Genomic DNA, 16,600 nt, shown 5'->3' with positions numbered 1-16,600 from the left:
ACGTGTCCCATCGTCCCCCCGAATCAATCTCAGCCGCCAAAATCCACCATCAGAGCGTGGTTTTTGCACGGCCTGGATCGCCAACACCCCGGAAGGGGAGGGCGTCGCCGGCCGCGCGTTCCGCGATCAGAGCGCCAATGTCAGCAACGACTATGTCAACGACGCCCGTTCGGCGGCCTGGCGCAGCGGCCTCGCGGCGGCCGGCGTCGGCGCGGCGGCGGCGATGCCGCTGGTCTGTGGCGGGCGCAGCGTCGGCGTCTTCATGGTGACCCGGCGCGAGGTCGACTCGCTCGGCGAGGAGATCGTGTCGCTGCTGGCGCGCATGGCGGCGAACGTGTCCTACGCGCTCGACAATTTCGACCATGAGGCGTCACGCAAGAGCGGCGAGCGGGCGATGCGCCGGCTGAACCGCATGTTCGGCGCCATCAGCGCAACCAACGAGGCCATCCTTCGCGCCAAGACCGAGCACGATCTCTATCAGCGGGTGTGCGATGCCGCGGTGTTCAGCGGAAAATCCTTCGCCACCGTGGTGCTGCTGGCCGAGCCTGACACGCACTGGCTCGAGCCCGTCGCCGGCACCGGCGAGGCGATCGACCTGATCACGCAGACGCGCTTCTCGACCGATCCGGACAATCTCTACGGCAAGGGGATCTGCGGCGAGGCATTCCGCACCCAACGGCCGTGCGTCGAGCACGATATCCCGATATCGGCGAGTCCCTCTCAGAAGCGGGCCGGTGGCAGCGGCCTGATGGCCTGCGTCGCGCTGCCGCTGACCCGGTTCGGCAGGAGCATCGGCGTCCTGATCTTCTTCACCGGCAATTCCTGGGCCCGCGACGAGGAGATCATCGCGCTGCTGGCGGGCATCGCCGAGAACGTCTCGGTTGCGCTCGACACGTTCGGCCGCGCCACCGAGAAGGCCAGGGCCGACGCCGAACGCGAGCGGCTGTCGCGGATGTTCGCGGCGCTGAGCGCGACCAACGAGGCGATCATGCGGGCGCGGTCGCGGCTCGAGATGTTCGAGCTGGTCTGCGCCGCGGCGGCGCATGGCGGCGGGTTCAACTCCACCAGCATCCTGATCGCGAAACCCGGCGACGATTTCATGGAGATGATGGCGGTCGCAGGTCCGACCGCCGAGAATGCACGCCGCCTCAACGTCTCGCGCAGCGAGGCTCGGCCCGAAGGGCGCGGCGTCTGCGGCAGGGCGTTCCGTTCCCGGCGCGCCTGCATCAACAACGATTTCATGGGCGATGTCGCCAACAGCCCGTTCCGCGACGTCATCGACCGCGAGGATGCGCGGTCGGGCGCGGCATTTCCGCTGATCGTCGACGACGAGCCGGTCGGCGTGATGCTGTTCATCTCCGCCAAGCGCAACACCTTCTCGGCCGAGTTCGCCGAGCTCCTGCAACGGCTCGCCGACAACGTCTCCTATGCGCTCGGCAGCTTCGATCGCGCCGACGAGAAGGCGCGCACCGAGGAGCAGAAGGAACGGCTGCGGCGGATGTTTGCGGCGCTGAGCGCGACCAACGAAGCCATCATGCGGGCGAAATCCCGCAGCGAGCTGTTCGATCTGGTCTGCGATGCCGCGGCGGTCGGCGGTCAGTTCATCTCGGCCACGATCCGCCTGGTGCGCCCCGGCGAGGTCTTCCTGGATAACGTGGCGGCTTCCGGCCCCGACCGGGTACGCGCCCGCGAAGTCCAGCTGTCGGCCGATGCGACGCGTCCGGAGGGACAGACGCTGACCGGCGTTGCGATCCGTACCCGCAGGCCCTGTATCAGCAACGATTATCTCAGCGACTTCGGCCCTGAATCGCATGTCTATCCGGTCGTTCGCGACAGTGGCAGCAAGTCCGGCGCGGCCCTGCCGTTGCTCAAGAACGGTGAGGCGATCGGCGCGCTGGTGTTCCTCTCCAGCGAATTCGGCACCTTCAGCCCGGAGATGATGGCGCTGTTGCAACGGCTCGCCGAGAACGTGTCGTTTGCGCTGGCCAATTTCGATCGTGCCGACGAGAAGGCGCGGGCCGACGAGCAGAAGGAGCGGCTGTCGCGGATGTTCGCGGCGCTGAGTGCGACCAATGAGGCGATCATGCGGGCGAAGTCCCGCACTGAATTGTATCAACTGGTCAGCGAGGCGTCAGCGACCGGCGGCAAGTTCACGTCGACCACCATCGCGATGGCGCAGGGCGGCAGCGATTATCTCCGCATTGTCGCGATCGCGGGCCCTGCAGCGGAGGGCGCGAGCCAGGTGACGCTCTCGGTCAACGAGGCGCACCCGGAGGGGCGCGGCGCCTGCGGCAGGGCGTTCCGGTCGGGCAAGGCCTGCATCATCAACGACTATTTTGCCGATACCGAGACTGCCGCTTTCCACGAGCGGGCCCGCCTCGACGGGACAAAGTCCGGCGCCTCGTTTCCGCTGATCGTCAGCGGGCGGGTGGTCGGCGTCATGATCTTCGTCGCGATCGAGAAGGACACCTTCACGCCGGAGTTCGCCGAACTGTTGCAGCGGCTCGCCGACAATCTGGCATTCGCGCTCGAAAGCTTCGATCGCGCCGACGAGAAGCACAAGGCCGACGAGCGCATCGAATATCTTGCCTCGCATGACAGCCTGACCAATCTGCCGAACCGCGAGACGTTCAACGAGATGCTGCGTCACGCGATCTCGGCGGCGGATCGCCATCGCCGGCAAGTCGCGGTGCTGTTCATCGATCTCGACCGGTTCAAGATCATCAACGACTCGCTCGGCCACGACGCCGGCGACATGCTGCTGGTGGCAATCGCCGAGCGGTTGCGCGGATCGCTGCGCGCGAGCGACGTGGTGGCGCGGCTCGGCGGCGACGAGTTCGTGGTCATCCTGGAGGAAACCGACGAACGGGGCGACGTCGAGCGCATCGCCGGCGATCTGCTGGTTTCGTTGAGTCAGCCGCTGACGATCAGCGGGCACGAGTGCCACACCACGGCCTCGATCGGGATTGCGATGTATCCCACCGACGGCTCCGACGTGCAGACGCTCACCAAGAACGCCGACATGGCGATGTATCTCGCCAAGGAGGACGGCAAGAACGGCTTCCGCTTCTTCTCCAACGAAGTCAAGGCGCAGTCGATCGAGCGCCTGACGATGGAAAGCGCGCTGCGCCGCGCGCTGGAACGCGAGCAGTTCTCGCTCGAGTATCAGCCCAAGGTCGACATGGCGAATGGGCAGATCAGCGGCGTCGAGGCGCTGCTGCGCTGGACCCATCCCGAGCTCGGCAAGGTGTCGCCGGGGCAGTTCATCCCGCTCGCCGAGGAAATCGGTCTGATCGTGCCGATCGGCCGCTGGGTGCTGAAGGAAGCCTGCGCGCAGAACATGGCGTGGCAGCACCGCGGCCTCAAGGCAGTGACGATGGCGGTCAACCTCTCGCCGCGGCAGTTCGGCGATCCGCATCTGCTCGACGACATCGACGAGGCGCTGGCGGCAAGCGGCATGTCGCCGGCGCTGCTGCAGCTCGAGGTTACCGAGAGCATGGTGATGCGCAACGTGACGCGCGCGGTGCGCGTGCTCGACGCGATCCAGAACCGCGGCATTCGCCTCGCGATCGACGATTTCGGCACCGGGTATTCGTCGATGTCGCTGATGAAGCAGTTCCCGATCGACACGATCAAGATCGATCGCTCCTTCGTGCGCGATTTGCCCGACGATTCCGAGGACGTCGCGATCGCGCAGGCGATCATCAGCATGGGCAAGGCGCTCGGCATGACCATTGTGGCCGAGGGCGTCGAGACCTCCGAGCAGCAGGAGTTCCTGCGCGCGCATGCCTGCGACGAGATGCAGGGCTTCCTGTTCAGCCGGCCGCTGCCGCCGCGCGATCTCGCCGAGCTGTTGAAGGCGTCGACGTCGCCCTCGTTGCAGCCGTCGCTGGAGGACGAGGCGATCGGCGAGGCCGAGGCGGATCTAGGGCGGAAACGCGCTGTCGTCTGACGGCTGCACCGGCAGGTCGCGGACGTCGGAATCGGTGGATGCGACCTTGCGCGAGAAATCATAGGGCCAGGGCAGCGTGGTCTGGCCGGCCAGCGTCTGGCGCAGCACGCGCGTGCCGTCGGCAAAGCTCGCGCCATCAGGCAGGCGGAGCTGACGGCACCAGTTCGATGGCAGCGGGCCGACGGCATCGCGCAGCTCGAATGCCGGTCCCCACCACCACGCCGGCGCCGGCGGCCGTTCCGGTTCGGGAATGGCGCGCCATCGCGCGAACTCGTCGGCGATGCGGGCAAATTGCTGCTTGGCGGCGGGATGCATCGAAACCCCTTCCTTAGGGCCGCGATGATAGCATCGCCCCCACCGCGCGCAACGCAGCCATCGGCGTCCGGCTATTTCTGCTCCACTTCCGTCGCGGTGGCCGGACCTTCACCCATGATCAGCAGCACGGCATCCTCGTCCTTGGCGCCGTCCCAGTGCACCTGCTTGCCGAAATGGGTGACGAAGCTTCCGGCCGGCATCGCCACCGTGCCGTGATCGGGATCGAATTTCGGACCCGAGCCGACCCACCAGGTGCCCTTCAGCACGACGATGTAGCGATCGTTGGGATGGAAGTGCGGACGGCTGAAGTGATTGCCCTTGGTCCATTTGGTATAGACCATGTAGAAGCCGGGCTTCGACGGATCGCCGACCACGACGGCATTCTGCGCGCCGCGCGTGTCGACCGGGCTCCAGGGAATCTGGTCCGGCTGTTTGTAGGTGACGGCGGCCGGATTGAGCTCGGCCGCGGAGCCGACGCTCAGCGTGCCGGCAAACACCAGCGGCATCATCAGGTATCGCCAGGACCGGTTCGACGCCGTCATCGTATCCTCCGAGTTCCGTTTCGTTCGGGCAACGGCTGCGCCCGTATGTCGCATGATGCTAGTCGCTCCCGCTTCCGCAGGACAAGACGCGTCCATGCATGTCTGACCTCAAGATTGCGTCAGCGCCGCGTGACACAACGCAGTTGCAATATCAAAAACGCATTTACGTCGCTGCAGACGATGATAGGTTGCGCGCCAACCAAAAGACGGGAGGACAACCTTGAAGAAGCATCTGTCGATACTGGCGGCGGGACTTGTGATCGGTGCGGCCGCGCTGCAATTCTCCACCAGCGCATCGGGGGACGACGGCTGGGTCACGCTGCTCGACAGCACCAAAAAGGGCGACTGGGACGAAGTCGGCAAGGCCAATTGGGCCATGAAGGACGGCGCGCTGGTCGCCGACAAGCTCGACGGCAAGGATCTCTCCTATCTCGTCAGCAAGACCCAATACAAGGACTTCCAGATCCGCGCCGAGTTCTGGACCGACGAGGACGCTAACAGCGGCGTCTTCATCCGCTGCGAAGGCAACAAGACGATCGATTCCAAGGTCTGCTACGAGGTCAATATCTTCGACAAGCGGCCGGATCCGACCTACGGCACCGGCGCGATCGTCGACGTCGGCAAGGTCGATCCGATGCCGAAGGCGGCCGGCAAGTGGAATGTCTACGAGATCACGGCGCAGGGGCCGCATTTCGTCGTGACGCTGAACGGCCAGAAGACCGTCGACGCGCAGGACTCCAAGCACGCCAGCGGTTACGTCGCGCTCCAGTATGGCTCGGGCGTGGTCAAGTTCCGCAAGGTGCAGATCAAACCGCTCTGACGGCGCAAGGTCGAGAGGAGCCCGGTCGCGCCGCGGCCGGGCTTTCTGCCGCGTGGCGCGCGCTATCGGCCGGCGGCCTTCGGATCGTCGCCTTGCGTGCGCAAATGATGGCCGATCACGAGCCCGGTGAGGCACAGCAACAGCCCGAGCGCCGGCGGCGCAAACAGCGCCTCCTCCTGGAAGATGCCGTTCACCAGCACGACCATCGTGCCGAACGCGGCGAGCCCCTGGATGAGGATTCCGGACGAGGCGTAGAGGCGCCAGGCCTTCAGCGCCATCGCAAAGAAAAAGCCGAGCGGCACCATTGCGCCGATGCCCATCTGGTAGAGCAGCACGCCGACCGCGCTTTCCACCGCGCCGTCCATGGTGCCGGCCGCCTGCGCGGCGTTCCAGTCGATCGAGAAGTAGCCTTCGGAAAGATTGCCGCCGACGCCGAGCCCGCGGCCGATCGGGTTCTGCCGGAATCCGTCCCAGCCGCCCATGAAGCCGATCACGTGAAAGTCGCCGATCTGGAGTCCGATATGGATGGCTGCGATGGCGTACACCACGAGCCCGACCAACGCGACGGCAAGGGTGATGGTGGCGCCGAACAGCCAGGTTGCCGTCCAGGCCAGGGCCACGAAGATGACCAGGATGAGCGCGCCCTTGACGCTGCAGAAGATCAGCAACGGGATCGCGGCCAGCGCCAGCCAGCGATATCCGACCGCGAACAGGAACAGGATGGAGAAGGCGATCCCGTAGCCGAAGCTGATCGGGCTCATGTTCGGTCCGAAGATGCGCAGAATTGACGAGAGTCCGAGATCCTCGAACAACGGGCTGTTGAGGAAGCTGAAGCGGAAGCGGTCGATCAGATCCACCGGCACGTTGCCGGTCTGGCGCATCTCGGCTTCCCAGGATCCGGAGCGGGTCGCCTTCAGCTCGTCGAAATGCCAGAACGTGTAGCCGTTGGTGATGGTGAGCCAGAAATCGCGGAACAACAGTTCGACATATCCGCAGACGATCAGCAGCGCGGCGACGGCGACCAGGAACGGCGTCACGCGGATCTCGAAGGTTGCGGCGGTCAGCAGCGACAGCTGAAACAGAAAGATCGGAAACGCAATGTTGCGCAGATAGACGAGGGCCGCATGCGGATCCTGCGTGGCGCCGAGCAGGAAATATCCCGTCACGACCGCGAGGGTCATCAGCCCCCATTTCATGATCCGGTCGACGTCAGTTGAATGCTTGCGCTCGCGCAGCACATACAGCGCCAGCGTCACCAGCCACATGACAGCGCAGATCAGGAAATTGTAGCCTTTGACGAAATCCATCTCCTGCTCGGTCGTCATGTAGGATGACAGGATCGAGACGAACAGGTTCTGGAAGAAGATGATGAAGACGGCGATCGACGGCGCGTAGGCCGGCGCCGCGAGCACGATGGCGCAGCCGATCAGGCTTTCGACGACGATCGCGAGCCCTGCGTTGGCCGCCTGCATGATTGGCGCGAAGGCGATCGATGCCACGGCGATGCCGAGCGCCGGAAGCAAGTCGCCGGCCAACAGCGGCCGCGGGGCTATCTCTGCTTGCACAGGCTCTGACCTAAGATGACCGGACGTGTGGGCACGCTACACCGCATCGTCGATCTAGCCGCGCATTGTGTAAAAACGGGTTAACCAGACGACGCTAGCGGGTTCCGAGCAGCGCCTTGAGCACCCCTTGGTCGGCCTTGCCGGTGATGGCGTCGGCCAGGCCAAAGCCCTGTGACATTTCCCAATGTGTCCAGCCCCAGCATTGCTGCCGGGCGTAAGCCGTGACGCCGGCGAGCCAGCGCAACCGGCTGTCGCGCGGCGCGCCGGCCTTGAGCACCCCGAACTCGTTGATGATGATCGGGCGTGAATATTGCCGCTGCCAGGCGGTCGCGGGCTCGAGCCATTTGTCGATGCCGCGATCGGGGATGGCGCGGTCAACCATCGCCAGCGCCCTGGGCCTGTTCAGCAGGGTCAGCTGTTCCCGCAACTGTTGCACCCTGGGATCGTCGGCGCGGGCCGGATAGGGCAATCCGACGACGTCGTGGAGCGGCTCGTTCGGATCCCAATGGGCCTGATGGGTGAACACCATCGGATCGTAGAAGTGGACGGCATAGACGACGTTCGGATCGTCGAGCGGCTTAAAGTCGGGCAGCGAATCCGCGCGCTGCCAGTTGACCGGACCCGTGATCAGCGTGGTCCGTGGCAGCATTTGGCGAATGAAGCCGGCCAGCTCCCGGGCTTCGCCTTGCCATTGCGCGGCATCGACCTCCGGCTCGTTCAGGAGTTCAGCAAAAATCCGATCGGACGGGTAGCGCTGGATGACCCGCGCGAGCGCGGTCCAGGCGCTCTTCATTTCGGTCATCGCGCCCTGCGGATCGTCCTTGTGCAGCGCATTGAAGTACCGGCCCGAATGCAGGTCGATCGACACGACATAGCCGAGCCCGAGCAGGGTCTTGAGCGCGCTATCGACGGTTTGCAAGCGGGCGTCGATGTCGGCCTGAGTGGCGAAGCGCGGCATGACGAAGTCAGCGGGTACCGGCAGCCGGATGTGGGTCAGGCCGGCCTTGCGCAACTCGAGGAGCAGGCCGCGCGACGGCGCCGACCGCGGATCGGCGATCCAGCCGTCGGCATTGACGCCGCGCGACAAGGCCTCGAGCCGGTCCGCGGCAACGCCGTCGATCAAGGCAGGGCAGGCCCGCGCGGCGACCGACAGCAGAATGGATGCGGCGGCGAAAACGACGGGGATCGACGATAGCCGGGCCATTGGACGATCAACTCGCGATCATGTTGCAGCGGCGACGTGGTTCAGTCATTCGGTCCTGTCGGCCATGGCGGCCGGCTCCGGAAACGTCGCGGTTAGCCATATCGGCGAGACATTAGCGTTGCGTAACCCCGCGCATACGCGAAGGCATCGTTCTTGCCAATCCCTGCTCAAGAGCAGCCCGCTCGTCCCGGAACGGGACATCGGTTGAAGCGAAACGGCGCGGCTGCCAGGAGCGCGACCATGACGACAGGCAGGATCTTCACGGATTGGGATGACAACCATTCCAGGCTTTGGAGCCGTCGGCCGGTCCGGCTCGAGCATACCATGCACCAGCAGCCGGCGTTCTCGATGGACGATCTCGCGAAGCTGATCGAGCACTATCCGCGCGAGCACTACAGCCTGGTCAAGACCGGCGCGAAGGGATCGAGCCGGGTCTGGCGCGAGGGCGAGATCGGCAGGCTGCGCGGCCATCAGGTGATCGAGGCGATTTCGCGCGGCGGCCTGTGGTTGAACCTGCGCAACGTCACTGCGGTCGATCGCCGCTACCGCGACATGATCGAGCGGATGTTCGGCGAGATCGCAGCCAGGGTTCCCGGCTTCGACGCGCCGACCCATCAGGCCGACATCCTGATTTCGTCGCCCGATGCGCGGGTCTATTACCGCGCCGACCTGCCGGGGCAGGCGCTGGTCCAGATCGCCGGCCGCAAGCGCGTCTACATCTATCCCAACACGCAGCCATTCATCCGGCCCGAGCATCTGGAGAACATCGCGCTGTTCGACGTCGAGGTCGATATCCCCTACGAGCCCTGGTACGACTGGCATGCGCAGGTGATCGATCTCGAGCCCGGCCAGATGCTGAACTGGCCGCTCAATGCGCCGCACCGCGTCGAGAACCTCGACACCGTCAACGTCTCGATGACGATCTCCTATGTGAACGACGACATCCGCCGCACCCAGATCCTGCATCTCGCCAACGGCATGCTGCGGCATCGCTTCGGCTACGCGCCGCGCAGCCGCAGCATCACCGGTCCGGTCTTCTTCGCCAAGCAGGTCATGCAGAAGCTGCTGCGCGACGGCAAATGGGTGAAGCGTGAAGGCGCCGTGCGGCGCGCGATCGACTTCCGCCTCGATGAGAGCGATCTCGGCAAGATCGTCGACCTGCCCAAAGACCCGCCCAAGGCGGCGCTGGAGGCGGCGTAAGCGAGCTTGCCGGTTGCAGGTGCTGGAATGACAGTGTTGACGACAGCGGTTGAGAGATTCGGGGCTAGAGCGCTCTGACCACGCCCGGTTGGCCCGGCGTGCACTCCAGCGCAGCACGGTCCCAGTTCGCGTTGATCGCTGCTGCCTCATAGCTCGATTGCAGGAATTCGAGCAGCACCTTGTCCGGGTCTGCGGCCACCCGCACGGCGTCGTAGGGCAGGATGAATTCGCCGAGTGCCTCGCTGAAGAATGCCGCGCCGGGTCGCACCGGCGTGCTGCGATAGCCCGCGGGTTCCGGATAGGCGTAGGAATAGAAGGCGGGATAATCGATTGCGCCGCCGCCCGGCCAGAAGCCGGCGCTGCTGACCTCGTGCGAATAGGCCTCGTGCGCCACCGCGTCGGGCAAATGGGGCACGCCGCCGGGGTGCTGCGGTGCCGTTCTGCCGGAGAACCGCGTCACCGCGAGATCGAAGCTGCCCCAGAAGAAATGCACCGGGCTCGCCTTGCCTAGAAAGCCGGTCCGGAATTGCTTGAACACGCGATCGCAGTTCACGAGGATCTGGTGAAACCGGCGCACCGCATCCGCGTCGTACGACGCATGTTGCGTATCCTGCGAAAACGGGATCGGGTCGGCGACCTCGTTTGGCATCTCGTCGATGGCGACATCGATCCCGAGGTCCTTCAGATTGGTCATGGTCGCCGCGTAGAAGCTCGCGACCGATTGACCGGCCAGCGCCAATTCCCGCTCGGTGCCGTCGCTGGTCGAGATCCGGAGCTTGTGATCGACGAAGTCGAAGTCGATCTGGAACGTGCGGTCGCCGTCGGGGATCGGCGAGGTCGTCAGCCCGCGCGCGGTGACATGGAGCGTGACGTGCCAGGAGTGATTGAGCCAAGGCGACTTCGCCAGCCGGATCTTGCCGGCGATCTGGGTGAAGAGCTGGAGCGTGGCACAGCTGTCGCGCCACGCCGCGGTCGGCAGTTCCGGCCAGCGGGTCTTCTGTGTGTTGGTCATGGCAAACCTCAGGGCTGCGCCGACAGGAAGTCTTGCGGCATATCACGAAAATGGTCCCGATGATCTCGGGAACCGTCGCTTCCAAAAAAGCAGATAGGGCGGCAATCGCCTGGGAGCGCCGCCCTATCGCGTGGCCGTTAAGCCGTAAAGCTTAGCCGTGCGGCTTAGCCGTGCAGTTTCATGGCGGCCTCCGCGACCGCGCGGCCCTGATAGCGGGCGCCGGCGAGTTCGTTCTCGCTCGGCTGGCGGCTGCCGTCGCCGCCGGTGATGGTGGTCGCGCCATAGGGCGCGCCGCCGGTGACCTCGTCGAGCTTCATCTGGCCGGCAAAGCCGTAGTTCAGGCCGACCACCGTCATGCCGAAATGCAAGAGGTTGGTGATGATCGAGAACAGCGTGGTCTCCTGACCGCCATGCTGGGTCGCGCTCGAGGTGAAGGCGCCGCCGACCTTGCCGTTCAGCGCGCCCCTGGCCCAGAGCCCGCCGGCCTGGTCGAGGAAGTTGGCCATCTGCGAGGCCATGCGGCCGAAGCGGGTGCCGGTGCCGACGATGATTGCGTCGTAGTTGGCGAGATCATCGATTGTGGCGATCGGCGCGGCCTGGTCGAGCTTGTAGTACGACGCCTTGGCGACTTCGGCCGGCACGAGCTCGGGCACGCGCTTGATGTCGACGGTGGCGCCGGCTTCACGTGCGCCTTCCGCGACGGCCTTCGCCATCGCTTCGATGTGACCGTAGGCGGAGTAATAGAGAACGAGAACCTTGGCCATGATGGCCTCCTTCGGGTTGGATTGGGGGAGATGTTTCGGGGGAGGGGCATGCGCGGACGACTGTCCGCGCATGTTGGGTGAAAGGTGATCAGGCCGCGTCGACCAGCACGAGCTCGGCATCCTCGAGCGCGGTGATCTTCAGCGTGGCTTCATCGCGGATCGCAGCGCCGTCGCGCGCATTGACGCGCACGCCGTTGACTTCGATGCTGCCGGCCGCCGGCACCAGATAGAGGTGACGGGCCTTGTCGGCGGCGTATTCCGCGCTTTCGCCGGCCTTCAGCGTGGTGGCGAGCACCCGCGCATTGGCCCGGATCGGCAGCGCGTCATCGTCGCCGTCGATGCCGGAGGCAATGGTGACGAGCTTGCCGGAGCGGTTCGACTTCGGGAACGGCTTCGATCCCCAGGTCGGCTGACCGCCCTGCGTCGTCGGCTCGATCCAGATCTGGAAGATCTTGGTCTTGGACGGCTCCAGATTGTACTCGGAGTGACGGATGCCGCTGCCGGCGCTCATCACCTGCACGTCGCCGGCTTCGGTGCGTCCCTTGTTGCCGAGCGAGTCCTGGTGCGTGATCGCGCCTTCGCGAACATAGGTGATGATCTCCATGTTGGCGTGCGGATGCGCGGGGAAGCCCGAGTTCGGCGCGATCTCGTCGTCGTTCCACACCCGCAGCGCGCCGTGGCTGACATTGGCGGCATCGTAGTAGCTCGCAAACGAGAAGTGGTGCTTGGCCTTCAGCCAGCCGTGGTCGGCACCGCCCAGCTTTGCGAATGGTTTCAGTTCGATCATGGTTTACTCCGTTCGATGCGTTGGTTTCGATCTCGTTGACCCCTTGGATATGCCTCCGACTGTGGTATAGAAATAGAAACTATTGAAACTCATTGTTTCCAATATTGAGTACGGGGACAGCTGACCATGTCGAAACTGCCGGACTTCGAGGCGCTCGCGATCTTCGCGAAAGTCGTGGAATTGCGGTCGTTTGCGGCCGCCGCGACCGAGCTTTCGCTGTCCAAGGCCACGGTCTCGAAGGCGGTGAGCCGGCTCGAAGAGCGGCTCGGCGCACGGCTGTTCAACCGCACTTCGCGGCGGCTGGCGCTGACTGACGCCGGCCAGAAATTGTCGGAGCGTGCCGCGCGGCTATTGGCCGACGGCGAGGCCGCCGAGAACGAGGCGCTGGCGCAGTCGACCACGCCGCGCGGCCTGGTACGGCTCGCGGTGCCGATGAGTTTCGGCATCAAGACCGTGGCGCCGCTGCTGCCGGAATTCATGGAGGCCTATCCGGAGGTCGCGATCGATCTGCATCTCAGCGACGCGACGGTCGATCTGATCGGTGAAGGTTTTGACGCCGGCCTGCGCATCGCGCGGCTGCCGGATTCTTCGCTGATCGCCCGACGGCTGTGCGCCATGCCGCGCTACACGGTGGCGGCGCCGTCCTACCTGAAGCGCTACGGCCGGCCGACCCATCCGATGCATCTCGCCGAGCACAAATGCTTCGGCTACGCCTACCTCTCGACCCAGGGCGTCTGGCACTACACCAACGCGTCGGGCGAGCAAGCGAGCGTGCGTCCGGCCGGCCAGCTGCGCGTCAACAATGGCGAGGCCGTGATGCCCGCGCTGATTGCCGGCCTCGGCATCGCCGATCTGCCCGACTTCATCGTCGGCGATGCAATCGCGCGCGGCGAGGTCGAGGTGATCCTGAAGGGCTGGAAGCAGCCCGAGGGCGCCGTGCATCTCGTCACCCCGCCCGGCGGCCCGCGGCCCGCCCGCGTCGAGGTGCTGGCGGATTTTCTCGCCAAGCATTTCGCCAAGGGCCGCGCGCAGCGCAAGTAGAGGGCCGCGCGCAGCGAAAATAACGGAGCGCACGCTGCGGAAGCGGAAGCGCTCGCGCGGGCGAGGCCAAAGGCCGCGCGCGCCGTCACATTCGTGTCATCCCTTTTAAATTGTATAGATTGTGTGAACTAACCCATGATCGTGGGCAGGCGCGATCGTCTATCTCTTCATCCTGAACCTGTTGCCGCAAAGCACATTTTCGGAGGAACCAGATGATTGATCTGACCAAGCATGACTTCACGTCATTGTCGGTGAAGGATCTGCTCGATGCCCGCGAGGCCTATCATGTGCATCTGGCCCATCTGCAATCGGTCTACGCCACGGCGATCGGCCGCTATCTGATCCGCGACAACGACCGCAACGCGACGGAGCGGCGGCACCACTCCAAGCCGCAGGCACTCGGACCGCGCACGCTGTTCAATTCGTCGGTCAAGGACTGGTCGTGGCCCTGCATCCTCGTCTTCGTCCGCGACTGGATGAAGCGCTCCGAGCTGAAGAACCATCCGGAGAAGCAGGACCAACTGGTGCCGCCGTTCCTGTATCTGCCGGATGGCCGCGTCGTGCCCACCTGCGTCGTCAAGGTCGATCCCAACGAGGGCAGCCCCGGCATCGTCGACCCGCCGGTGTTCAAGAGCGATCTGGTTGGCGGCGGCTTCCCGGTCCAGACCATGATCCAGGGCAAGATCCATCGCGGCTCGATCGGCTGTCTCGTGACCAATGGCGAGACCGTGTTCGCACTCTCCAACCGTCACGTGGTCGGCGCGGCCGGACGCGAGATCTTCGCCGGCTTCAAGAACACCGACCGGCGTCTCGGCGTCAGCGATGCGCTGCAACTCGGCAAGCGCGCCTTCAGCGACGTCTATCCCGGCTGGCCCGGTTCGCGCGTGGTGGCCAATCTCGATGCCGGATTGATCCGCGTCGATGACGTCAAGGGCTGGACCGCGCAGATCTACGGCGTCGGCCAGGTTGGCGACGTCGTCGATCTCAATGTCGGCACCTTCCGCCTCGAGATCATCAACCAGCCGCTGATCGCTTTCGGTGCGACCAGCGGATTGATGAAGGGCAAGATCATCGGCCTGTTCTATCGCTACAAGACCGTCGGCGGCATGGAATATGTCAGCGATTTCGTGATCGGTCCGCGCGACGGTGACACGCCGCTCAACAACTATCCCGGCGATTCCGGCACAGTCTGGTTCCTCGACGATCCGGACGCCAAGAAGAACGCCGGCGGCGCACGCATCCTCAGCCCTCTGGCGCTCGAATGGGGCGGCCAGGAATTGTTCGGGTCAGGTGGCAAGGTCCCGATGCAGGTGGCGCTCGGCATCTGCATGGCGACGCTGTGCCGCGAGCTCGATGTCGAGTTGATCGGCGACTGGAATGCCGGCCACACCGAGTATTGGGGCGAATGGGGACACGTCAAGATCGGCGCCTACGCGACCGGCCTGATCGATGCGAAGCTGCCCAAGCTCTCGGCCATGATGGATGCCAATTCCGACAATATCGGCCTCGACGACAAGCTGCTTGCCGACCTCAAGCCGTATCAGCACGGCACCTTCGCGCCGCTGGCCGACGTTGCCGATTTGGTCTGGCGCTTCACCCGGCACACCGACGAAAGCAACCATTTCGCCGACATGGACAAGCCGGGCACGGACGGCAAGACGCTGCTCGATCTCTGCGCCGAGTCGACGCGCAACGTCGATCCAAAAGTCTGGAACGACTATTACGACGGGATCGGCGAGGACCGGCGCGGCGCGCTGCCGTTCCGGGTCTGGCAGATCTTCGACGAGATGGTCGAATACGCCGCCGCCAACAAGAAGCTGGAGTTCGTCTGCGCCGCGGGCATCGTCGCGCATTACATCGGCGATGCCTGCCAGCCGCTGCACATCTCGCAATTCCATCATGGCCTCGATCCGAACGACAAGAAGCACGCCAAGGTGCACAGCGTGTACGAGACCACGATGATCGGCCGCCACGGCAAGGATCTCATCAAGATGATCCCTGACGCGAAGACCAGCGACGTCGCGGAGATTGCGCCGGGCGCAACGCCGACCGGTCGCGATGCCGCCGTCGCCGTGGTCGCGCTGATGCAGCGAACGGTGAAGCGGCTGCCGCCGATGACGATCGTCAACCTGTTCAACTCGCATATGGGGAGCGGCCAGGTCGACGTGATGTGGTCGAAGCTGAAGGATGCCACGGCGGCCTGCATGCAGGATGGTGCCAAGACGCTTGCGAGAGTCTGGGAAGCGGCCTGGCGCGCCGGTGCGGGCGAGGATCGCGGGCAGGGCGGCAAGTTCGATCAGGGCAGCCTGAGCAAGCTCTACAACGATCCGAGCTTCCTGCCGGCGTATCCGCTCCAGCAGCTCACGCTGGATGCCAACGACCACATCGTGCCGGTCGGCGGAGCCGGAGCACGGCGCCGGAGTGCGCCAATCGCACGCCGCGCGCGCCCGCCAGCCGCGAAGAAAGCAGGGAGGAAGGCTGCCAGGAGTACGGCCAAGACTACGGCCAGGAGAGCGCCCAAGAAGGCTGTGGCGAAGGCCACAGCGCGCAAGCGTCTGGCCGCGGCTGCTCCGGTTCGCCGCGCCGCCGCCAGCAAGAAGACCGCAACCAAGCGCGGCGCGGCCAGGAAGCGGCCGGTCGCAAAGACGCGCAAGGCGTCACGCAAGCATTAGGATCTGCGCGTGGCGACGGCCGATGTCGTAGCGGCGTCGAAGCTGATCGAGGCCGTCGACGCCGCAGTTCGTTCGCATGCATGTAGCTGTGCCAGAGTTTCAAAATTTGTTGCAGACGACAGCGCGCGCTTGATCGCGGCGGTGAAGAAGATCGCGAGGCCGGATAGGGAACTCGGGTCCATTCGCCTTCACATTTAGTTGTCCGCAAGGTCGTTCCTTGCAACGATCCTTGGCCGCATTCATTTGCCAGCCTGAAGCAAATCGCCGCGCGGAACCCGCGCGTGCGCGGATCAATCATGTCGAACGAGGGCAATGGACATGAAGACGCAGCGGATTGTCCTGAGCGTAGCGATCGCGATCGGCGGCCTCGCTGCCGCAACACCTGCGTTGTCGCAGGAGTATCGCGGAACATGGGAACAGCAGATGGCGTGCACGCCGGATGTGTGGCGGCTCTGTGGCGATCAGATTCCCGACACCAACCGGATCGTCGCCTGCCTGCGGCAGAACACGCCGCAACTCTCCAGCGGCTGTCGTGCCGTATTCGAGTCCAGCGCCAGCGCGCAGCAGCCGCAAACCCAGGGGCGCGCGCCGCAGCACCCGCAGATGCAGCAACGGCCGCGCGCACCACAGCAGATCCAGCCGGCGCCGGTTGCGCCGCCGCGGCCGGCGCCCGGCGATGATGAAGACTAGAGCCTTTTTCGGGCGAAGTGGACGCCGGTTCGCGTA

The 16,600-nt window shown here is 65.0% G+C and carries 13 protein-coding genes; 6 read left to right on the top strand and 7 right to left on the bottom strand.

Features of this window, described 5'->3' with window-relative positions:
- Positions 1–3,952 (top strand): GAF domain-containing protein (locus tag QMZ05_RS16190; RefSeq protein ID WP_353701659.1); only part of this gene is annotated, 3,952 nt, incomplete at its 5' end.
- On the opposite strand, the gene QMZ05_RS16185 is transcribed toward QMZ05_RS16190, so the two are convergent.
- A complete protein-coding gene (locus QMZ05_RS16185; RefSeq protein ID WP_353701658.1) occupies positions 3,926–4,267 on the bottom strand; it encodes a hypothetical protein in 342 nt (113 codons plus the stop codon). The genes QMZ05_RS16190 and QMZ05_RS16185 overlap by 27 nt on opposite strands.
- Positions 4,268–4,338: 71 nt before the next feature.
- Positions 4,339–4,809: a cupin domain-containing protein gene (locus QMZ05_RS16180; RefSeq protein WP_353701657.1), complete on the bottom strand. Its 471-nt coding sequence runs from the start codon at positions 4,807–4,809 to the stop codon at positions 4,339–4,341.
- 220 nt (positions 4,810–5,029) lie between these two features.
- Between QMZ05_RS16180 and QMZ05_RS16175 the strand changes: the two genes are divergently transcribed.
- Positions 5,030–5,629: a DUF1080 domain-containing protein gene (locus tag QMZ05_RS16175; protein WP_353701656.1), complete on the top strand. Its 600-nt coding sequence runs from the start codon at positions 5,030–5,032 to the stop codon at positions 5,627–5,629.
- A 62-nt stretch (positions 5,630–5,691) separates the two neighbouring features.
- Here QMZ05_RS16175 and QMZ05_RS16170 read toward each other — a convergent pair whose 3' ends face one another.
- Complete coding sequence (locus tag QMZ05_RS16170; protein ID WP_353701655.1) at positions 5,692–7,194, bottom strand: hypothetical protein; 1,503 nt, start codon at positions 7,192–7,194, stop codon at positions 5,692–5,694.
- Positions 7,195–7,288: 94 nt separating this feature from the next.
- Positions 7,289–8,398: a cellulase family glycosylhydrolase gene (locus tag QMZ05_RS16165; RefSeq protein ID WP_353701654.1), complete on the bottom strand. Its 1,110-nt coding sequence runs from the start codon at positions 8,396–8,398 to the stop codon at positions 7,289–7,291.
- Between the two features lie 240 nt (positions 8,399–8,638).
- On the opposite strand from QMZ05_RS16165, the gene QMZ05_RS16160 reads away from it, so the two are divergent.
- On the top strand, positions 8,639–9,598 hold the full coding sequence (locus QMZ05_RS16160; RefSeq protein ID WP_353701653.1) for a cupin-like domain-containing protein: 960 nt from the start codon (positions 8,639–8,641) through the stop codon (positions 9,596–9,598).
- 64 nt (positions 9,599–9,662) lie between these two features.
- Here QMZ05_RS16160 and QMZ05_RS16155 read toward each other — a convergent pair whose 3' ends face one another.
- The 3 genes from QMZ05_RS16155 to QMZ05_RS16145 form a co-directional block, all read right to left on the bottom strand.
- Complete coding sequence (locus QMZ05_RS16155; protein ID WP_353701652.1) at positions 9,663–10,610, bottom strand: DUF5996 family protein; 948 nt, start codon at positions 10,608–10,610, stop codon at positions 9,663–9,665.
- A gap of 164 nt (positions 10,611–10,774) precedes the next feature.
- Positions 10,775–11,374 (bottom strand): NAD(P)H:quinone oxidoreductase, encoded by a 600-nt coding sequence (wrbA, locus tag QMZ05_RS16150; protein WP_353701651.1) that lies wholly within the window; start codon positions 11,372–11,374, stop codon positions 10,775–10,777.
- Positions 11,375–11,462: 88 nt separating this feature from the next.
- Positions 11,463–12,161 (bottom strand): pirin family protein, encoded by a 699-nt coding sequence (locus QMZ05_RS16145; RefSeq protein WP_353701650.1) that lies wholly within the window; start codon positions 12,159–12,161, stop codon positions 11,463–11,465.
- A gap of 126 nt (positions 12,162–12,287) precedes the next feature.
- Between QMZ05_RS16145 and QMZ05_RS16140 the strand changes: the two genes are divergently transcribed.
- The 3 genes from QMZ05_RS16140 to QMZ05_RS16130 all read left to right on the top strand — a co-directional run bounded on the left by QMZ05_RS16140 (position 12,288) and on the right by QMZ05_RS16130 (position 16,564).
- On the top strand, positions 12,288–13,202 hold the full coding sequence (locus QMZ05_RS16140) for a LysR family transcriptional regulator (protein WP_074130637.1): 915 nt from the start codon (positions 12,288–12,290) through the stop codon (positions 13,200–13,202).
- 212 nt (positions 13,203–13,414) lie between these two features.
- Positions 13,415–15,874, top strand: a complete 2,460-nt coding sequence (locus tag QMZ05_RS16135; protein WP_353701649.1) for a hypothetical protein — start codon at positions 13,415–13,417, stop codon at positions 15,872–15,874.
- Positions 15,875–16,192: 318 nt separating this feature from the next.
- Complete coding sequence (locus QMZ05_RS16130; protein WP_353701648.1) at positions 16,193–16,564, top strand: hypothetical protein; 372 nt, start codon at positions 16,193–16,195, stop codon at positions 16,562–16,564.
- Positions 16,565–16,600: the final 36 nt, after the last annotated feature.

The sequence above is a fragment of the Bradyrhizobium sp. INPA03-11B genome, assembly GCF_040446015.1.
Taxonomy (GTDB): domain Bacteria; phylum Pseudomonadota; class Alphaproteobacteria; order Rhizobiales; family Xanthobacteraceae; genus Bradyrhizobium; species Bradyrhizobium macuxiense_A.
Note: the sequence above shows the minus strand (reverse complement) of the source record. Positions and strands in the feature narration are given on the sequence as shown.